The sequence below is a fragment of the Nitratidesulfovibrio liaohensis genome, from assembly GCF_011682075.1.
Taxonomy (GTDB): Bacteria; Desulfobacterota; Desulfovibrionia; order Desulfovibrionales; family Desulfovibrionaceae; genus Cupidesulfovibrio; species Cupidesulfovibrio liaohensis.
Genome location: NZ_VSMK01000094.1, coordinates 1 through 6,881, shown reverse-complemented (window position 1 = coordinate 6,881; position 6,881 = coordinate 1). Strand labels below are relative to the sequence as shown.

General features: G+C 67.9%; 7 protein-coding genes. 1 reads left to right on the top strand and 6 read right to left on the bottom strand.

The annotated features are described in order from the left end of the window. The 5 genes from FVW27_RS04205 to FVW27_RS04185 form a co-directional block, all read right to left on the bottom strand. Nucleotides 1–650 (bottom strand): ATP-binding cassette domain-containing protein (locus tag FVW27_RS04205; RefSeq protein ID WP_167123014.1); only part of this gene is annotated, 650 nt, incomplete at its 3' end. 103 nt (nucleotides 651–753) lie between these two features. Further along, entirely contained in the window at nucleotides 754–1,578 is an 825-nt protein-coding gene (locus FVW27_RS04200; RefSeq protein ID WP_167123012.1) for a histidinol-phosphatase, read from the bottom strand. A 146-nt stretch (nucleotides 1,579–1,724) separates the two neighbouring features. After that, a complete protein-coding gene (locus tag FVW27_RS04195) occupies nucleotides 1,725–2,015 on the bottom strand; it encodes a late competence development ComFB family protein (RefSeq protein ID WP_167123010.1) in 291 nt (96 codons plus the stop codon). A gap of 293 nt (nucleotides 2,016–2,308) precedes the next feature. Continuing rightward, on the bottom strand, nucleotides 2,309–3,754 hold the full coding sequence (gene gltA / locus FVW27_RS04190; protein WP_167123008.1) for an NADPH-dependent glutamate synthase: 1,446 nt from the start codon (nucleotides 3,752–3,754) through the stop codon (nucleotides 2,309–2,311). A gap of 4 nt (nucleotides 3,755–3,758) precedes the next feature. After that, nucleotides 3,759–4,607 (bottom strand): sulfide/dihydroorotate dehydrogenase-like FAD/NAD-binding protein, encoded by an 849-nt coding sequence (locus FVW27_RS04185; protein WP_167123006.1) that lies wholly within the window; start codon nucleotides 4,605–4,607, stop codon nucleotides 3,759–3,761. A gap of 387 nt (nucleotides 4,608–4,994) precedes the next feature. Between FVW27_RS04185 and FVW27_RS04180 the strand changes: the two genes are divergently transcribed. Next, the gene (locus FVW27_RS04180) at nucleotides 4,995–5,468 is read left to right on the top strand and encodes a hypothetical protein (RefSeq protein WP_167123004.1); all 474 of its coding nucleotides are present in this window, start codon (nucleotides 4,995–4,997) and stop codon (nucleotides 5,466–5,468) included. Between the two features lie 189 nt (nucleotides 5,469–5,657). Here the strand turns inward: FVW27_RS04180 and FVW27_RS04175 are convergent. Beyond that, nucleotides 5,658–6,881 (bottom strand): DUF3536 domain-containing protein (locus tag FVW27_RS04175; RefSeq protein ID WP_167123002.1); only part of this gene is annotated, 1,224 nt, incomplete at its 5' end.

Below are 6,881 nucleotides of genomic sequence, written 5' to 3'. Positions count from 1 at the left end.
CCCAGCACGGCGGCACGGGCCGTGGCGTCCAGCCCTTCGCACACCTCGTCCAGCAGCAGCACGGCGGGCTGGCGCACCAGGGAGCGGGCCACCAGCATCAGGCGCAGCTGCCCCTGCGACATGGCGGGTACCTTGACGTCCAGCAGGTGGGCGGCCCCAAGGCGGTGGGCAAGGTCGCGTGCGGCGGCAATGCGCTCCGCACCGGGGTCCTCGTAGAGCAGGGGAGTGTCGAAATAGCCGGTAAGCAGCAGTTCCTCGCCGGTGAGCAGCCAGCCCTGGCGCATGTAGCGTTCCTGCTGTGCAGAGGACACGCTGGCGCAAAGGGTGCGCCCGGTCAGTGGAGATGTTTCGCCAGCGGATGTCTCTCCGGGGGGCATTTCGCCGGGCGATGCGGGCGCGTCGCTGCTCGCGGGCGGGAACCAGGTCACCTGGCCGCCGTCGATCTGGTCGGGCCGGGTGGTGCCGCGCACCACGCGCAACAGGGTGGACTTGCCCGCGCCGTTGCGACCGAACACGGCCCAGCATTCCCCGGCGCGCAAGGTCCAGCTTGCGCCGTCCAGAGCGCGGCGCCCGCCGAAGCTGACGCGAACGTTGTCCAGCACCGCCAGCGGGGCGGCACGGTCGGCAGGATGCATGGGGGGGGTGGTCATGATGAAGGAATGGCGGCGGAACCGACCGTGGGCTGGAGGATGAAAAAACACAAGCCGGGTCCATGGGGCGCCCCGGCGCCACGGGCGGAACGTGTTGCGGCTGCTAGAAAGGCCGCTGATGCATCACACCCTTCCGGAACCACACGCTGTGCGTGTAGCCGAAGCGGCGGGCGTATTCCTCCAGCTGGTCGAAGCCCCAGGCCACGGTGGAGGTGCAGTGCGCGTCCGAGCCGAAGGTGATGGGCAGTTCCAGTTCGCGCGCCATTTCCATGATGGTGGGGCAGGGGTAGATTTCCTTGCACAGCTTGCGCAGCCCGGCAGAGGAAATTTCCATGGCCATGCCCGCCGCGCGCAGGGTGGCCAGGGCGTCGCGCACCCGCTGGCGCGATTCCGGGCGGTCCAGCCATTCGTGAAAGGCATCCACCGCGAATATCTTGATGATGTCAGGGTGGGCGGCGATGTTGAACATGCCCGATGCCCCCATGCGGCGCAGGCTGTCGAAGTAGCGCTCGAAGGCGTCGTTGGCCTGTTCCGGCGCAAGGTCCTTCCAGTCGTCCACGGTGCAGTCGAAGCCCCAGGTGCCCAGAAAGTGGATGCCCCCGATGATGTAGTCGAACGGGTAGCGGTGGATGGTTTCCGCCGTGAACGGTTCCTGCCCCGGCAGCCAGTCCATCTCCAGGCCCAGCAGCACGGTCTTGCCGTCCTGCCGTGCATCGGCCAGGGCGCGTACCTCGTCCACGTAGCGGGGAAAGCCCGCCGTCAGTTTTTCGCGGTAGTCCTTGGGATAGGAATAGGCGAGGGGACGGGGCGAGTGTTCGGAAAAGCCGAAGACTTCCATGCCGCGATCCATGGCGGTGGCGAACATTTCCTCCACGGTGGCCTGCCCGTGGGAGTGCTTGGTGTGGGTGTGCAGATCGACGGTGATCACGGCGGTGTGTCCATGGCCGCCCCGTGGTGGCGGGGCGGGTTGCGATGAAGGCTGACCGGTGCTGCTGACCGGTGCGGCGCGTGCGGGCTGTGTGGACCGTATGGACCGCATGGGCCGCCTGGATCGGGCTGGCCGTGCGGCGGCTCCTATTCCTTGGGGCGTTCCATTACCCGCACGAAGGCGTTGCGCACGGATTCGACGATCTGGTCGTCACGCACCGGGTCTCGCAGCACGATGGTGCCGGTCTGGGCGTAGCGCGGGGTCAGGTTGTTCAGCGCCAGCGCGTAGATGTCCTGAATGTCCTTGGGGTCGGGGGTGTATACCGGGGGCTCGCGCAGCACCTGTTCGATGGCCTTGATGACCCGCAGTTCGTTGCGGTTGCGGATGTCGGTCAGGTCGATGTCGCCGATGCGGTACTTGTCGCGTCTGGGCGCCATGGGCGGGCCTCCTGGGTGTGGGGGATGGATGTCCGGGCGTAAGCGCGGGGTTCGCCGTGCGTGCGGCATGCGCGCCCCGAAGAACATAGCAACGGCAAGGACTGGTCGCAAGCACGCGTGGCCCTGCCGCAATGTGAAACCGCCGCCCCTTCGGCCCGTGCGGGCGAAAGGGCGGCGGCATGCGTTCGATGCGGCGGAGCATGGAGACGGCGCGTGCCGATGGAAAGTGCGGGAATGGCCCGGTGCGGGCAATCCGCCTTTCGGCTTCTGCCGTGTTCCGCTGGCGTTCCCCGTTATTCCCCGCCCTTCAGGCGGCGGCGGATTTCCTTGGCCGCCCTGCGTCCCGCGCCCATGGCCAGGATCACCGTGGCCGCGCCGGTAACGATGTCGCCCCCGGCGAACACGTTGGGGATGGAGGTTTCGCCGGTTTCCTCGTTCACCTCGATGTAGCCGCGCCTGCTCAGCTTCAGCTGCGGCGTGGCTTCCAGCAGGATGGGGTTGGGGCGGGTGCCCACGGCGATGACGGCAAGGTCGGTGGGCAGTTCGTAGGTGTCGCCTTCCACCGGCACCGGGCTGCGGCGGCCCGATGCGTCCGGCTCGCCAAGCTGCATGCGTTGCAGGGTGACGCCGGTCAGGCGGCCCATCTCGTCGCCGTGGAAGGCCACGGGGTTGGCCAGCAGTTCCAGGATCACGCCTTCTTCCTCGGCGTGTTCCAGTTCCTCGTGCCGGGCGGGCAGTTCGTCGCGGGTGCGGCGGTAGACGATGCGCACCGATTCCGCGCCCAGGCGCAGCGCCGTGCGCGCCGCGTCCATGGCCACGTTGCCGCCGCCGTACACCGTCACGTTGCGGCCCTGGTAGACCGGGGTGTCGTAGTCGGGGAAGGCGTAGGCCCGGCCAAGGTTGACGCGGGTAAGATATTCGTTGGCGGAAAAGACGCCGGTCAGGTTCTCGCCGGGCACGCCGAGAAAGCGCGGCAGCCCCGCGCCCACGCCGATGAACACGGCGCGGTAGCCTTCGGCGAACAGGTCGTCGATCGAAAAGGTGCGCCCGCCTACCCAGTTGGTGACGAAGTCCACTTCCTGGGTGCGCAGGGCCTGCACTTCCTTTTCCACGATGGCCGATTTCGGCAGGCGGAATTCGGGAATGCCGTACACCAGCACCCCGCCCACCTCGTGCAGGGCCTCGAACACGGTCACCTTGATCCCGCGCGCGGAAAGGTACCCCGCCACGGTCAGGCTGGCCGGGCCGCTGCCGATGCAGGCCACGCGCAATTCCGGGTCCACCGCCGGGCAGGTCAGCCGGGCGGCAAGATGGTCGCAGGCGTCGAGGGCCATGTAGGTATCGGCCACGTAACGTTCCAGGCGGCCTATGGCCACGGGCTGGCCCTTGGCGTTCAGCACGCAGGCGCCTTCGCACTGGTTTTCCTGCGGGCATACCCGCCCGCACACGCCGGGCAGGCTGTTGGTGGACTTGATGGTGCGGTACGCGCCTTCCAGATCACCCTTGGCAAGCTGGCCGATGAAGTCCCTGATGGGCACTTCAACCGGGCAGCCCTTGACGCACTTGGGGTTCTTGCATTGCAGGCAGCGCCGGGCCTCTTCCGTGGCCATCTGCTGCGTGTAGCCCAGGGCCACTTCCTCGAAGTTGCGGATGCGTTCCCCGGCGGGCTGGCAGGGCATGTCCACGCGCGGGGCGATCTTCCGGCCCCCGGCGGGCTTGCGTTCGGCGGTGGCGGTCATGGTATTACTTCTCCCCCGCGCAGGTACACTTGCAGTGATGGTCGTACGATGCCTTCTCCTGCGGCTTGAAGGCGGCAAGGCGCTGGCGCAGTTCGTTGAAGTCCACCTTGTGGCCGTCGAATTCGGGGCCGTCCACGCAGGCGAAGCGGGTTTCGCCGCCCACGCTCACGCGGCAGGCGCCGCACATGCCGATGCCGTCCACCATGATGGAGTTCAGGCTGACCGTGGTCTTCACGCCGAAGGGCTCGGTGGTTTTGGCCACCGCCGCCATCATGGGCACGGGGCCCACGGCCACCACCTCGGACACGGTCTTGTCCGTTTCCAGCCGCTGGCGCAGCAGGTCGGTGACCAGGCCCTTGTGGCCGAAGCTGCCGTCATCGGTGGACACCAGCACTTCGGGGCAGAAGGACGAAAGTTCGTCGTAGAACAGCAGCAGGTCCTTGCTGCGGGCGCCGATGACGGCAACGACATGGTTGCCCGCCTTGTGGTGCCCCTTGGCGATGTGGTGCATGGCCGCGATGCCCGTGCCGCCGCCCACGCAGATGACCGTCCCCGCCTTTTCGATGTGGGTGGGCTTGCCCAGCGGGCCGCACAGGTCGAGAATGGAATCGCCCGCGTCCAGGGTTTCCAGCAGGGCGGTGGACTTGCCCATGACCAGATAGACGATGGTGATGGTGCCGCGTTCGGGATCGGCGTCGGCGATGGTGAGCGGGATGCGTTCACCCTTTTCGCAGACGCGCAGGATGACGAAGTTGCCCGGCTGCGCCTTTTTGGCGATGTGCGGCGCGTCGATGACCAGCTTGCTGGTCTGGCCGGGTATCAGGCGCTCTTTTTCCAGTATCTTGCAGGGCATGCGCGTGCTTCCTTTCTTGCGGGGATTGGCTGTCTGCCCGGCGTTGTGGCGGGGTGCCGCAGTATGCTTGCAGGCACGGCCCGCGCCGGGCGGACGACGGTTTCCGGGTGCCGTGGGAAAAACGACCGCAACCGGTTGAACGGTCAGCGACCTTCGTAAGTTCTGCGCCCGCTCAATGCAAGAAAAATGCGGGTTGCGCGGGCGCCGGGACGCATGTAAATTAGTGTATCGCTCTTGTGAACGCGCCGGACTGGCGGGGCCACCCGTAAACGTACCGGCACAGCCCGGCACGCGCCGGGCCGCATCGTGTTTTCGTGTCGGGCCAGGTATCGGGCTTGGTATCGGGCCTGGCATCGGAGCAAGGACAGGGCAGTCAGGGAATCGGTCATGGACATCGGCGACGCAACCTCGTCACGCGGCCTTGCCGCGTACAGCCGCGCACTGACCCGCGATGCGGGCGATGCGCTGGGGCTGCTTTCCGCCAAGAGAACGAAGACGGCCTTTTCCCTCGGCCCGCTGACGGTCAGCTACGAGACCGAAACCGCCCCCACGGAGCAGGATGCCGCCGTACAGGCCGCCGAATCCCTGCACCGCATGCGGGCCTTCAACTTCGCCGACAGCCTGCAAACGCAGCAACTGCTGGCCGAATTGACGCCCCTGCAAAGTGCGCCGGACGGCGATTTCGGGGCCGCGACCCCGCTTGACGCCAACCCGGATGCCGTTGCCGGGGCCGCCTCCACGAGCCCAAGTGCATTGAGCGGTGAGGGAACGCCCACCCGCACCCCCGCAGCAGGTGCCCGCGCCTATGCCCGCTCCGCCTCCCTCGTGCATGGCTCGCCCATGATCCAGACAGCCGTATAAGCCCGCCCACTACTGTTCATCTTTTGGGGTCCTGCCCTTTTGTCGCCTTCTCCTGTCGGCGTTTTGGCGTTGCTGTTTCGGGAGCGGATGCGCCAATTCGCAATTGACATTCGTTATCATCTAGAGGACAACGGCCTCGTGGCGACTTTCCGTGCCCGAGGCCGTTCCCGTATCCGGGGCGTGCGCGCGCTACATCCGAAAGCCCAGCAGGGCCGCGCACTTTCTGGCCTCTGCCCCGGTGCCCGGTCCGTTGGTTTGCAGCCGCTCCCACATCCGGTTCTGTACGGCCCACCAGTCGAAGTCGGGCGCCACCTCGCGGGTGCGCTGCACGGCACCGCACAGCCCGGCCCAGTCCGGTGCGGGCGCGGCCAGCAGTTCAAGCAGGTGGCTCCGTATCCGTTGGTGCAATCCGTCCCGCTGCCGGGGCGATGGTTGCAGTGAGCGCAGCAGTTCCAGCCCTTGCCGCCAGGCGGCCTCACTGGGGGTTTCTCTGCCGGGGAGGTCTCCGTCGGAACGGTCGGACGCCGGGGCTTCCGTCACCAGCGCCAGCCCCAGTTGCGGGGCCAGGTCGGCCCACAGGTGACTGGCGGGCATGTCGTGCTGTGCCTCTTCCCACGGGTCCACAAGGGCCAGCGCCTGACGCGCCAGCGCGGCGCGCCGGGGGGCCTGATGCCGTTCCTCGCCATGCAGCAGGGCCAGCAGCAGGGCCTGGCGGGCGTTCAGCGGAAGGTCGGCCACGGACAGGGATGTTGCGGGCGCGTCGGGTTGCGTTGCCGGGCGCACCGTAACCCGTGACGCGCGGGCGGACGTGGATGGTCCCGGCGGATGCCAGATGAAGCGCACGGTGCGGCCTTCCGTTTCCAGCGGCAGGCGCAGGGCGGCGGTGCCGGTGACAGGGGCGTTGCCGGTTCTGTCAGGCATGCCCTGCGCATCCTGCGAATCATGGGCATCCTGTGCGTCGTGTGCATCGAGGGTCACGTCCACCTCGGCGCCCGGCCAGGCGTGGGTTGCCGTGGTTCCCGGGGCGGCCAGGCCGTGTTTTGCGCGCAGCCGCCACAGGGCCTGAAGCACCAGACTGGCGTCCGTGCCGCGCCGGGGCAGCACGGTGCGGGACAGGATGTCCGCCCCGGTGCCTTCCTCCGGCTTGTTGGAAACGGCATGGGCCAGATGCTCTGCCAGGTGCGGCAACAGGTCCGGACCGCCGGTGGCGGTGCACAGGTCCAGGGCGCGCAGGGCGTAGGTCATGGCGTTCACGGGCTCTATGCGCGAAATTTCGTCGAAGAACCAGGCGCAGCTGGCAAAGGACGCCAGCCCCGCCTCCTGCATGGCCAGCAGCTTCCACGCCGCGTCTGCCTGCCGCCCGGCGATGCCGGGGGCCAGATGCGCGGCGGCAAAGGCTTCGCGCGCGGGCGC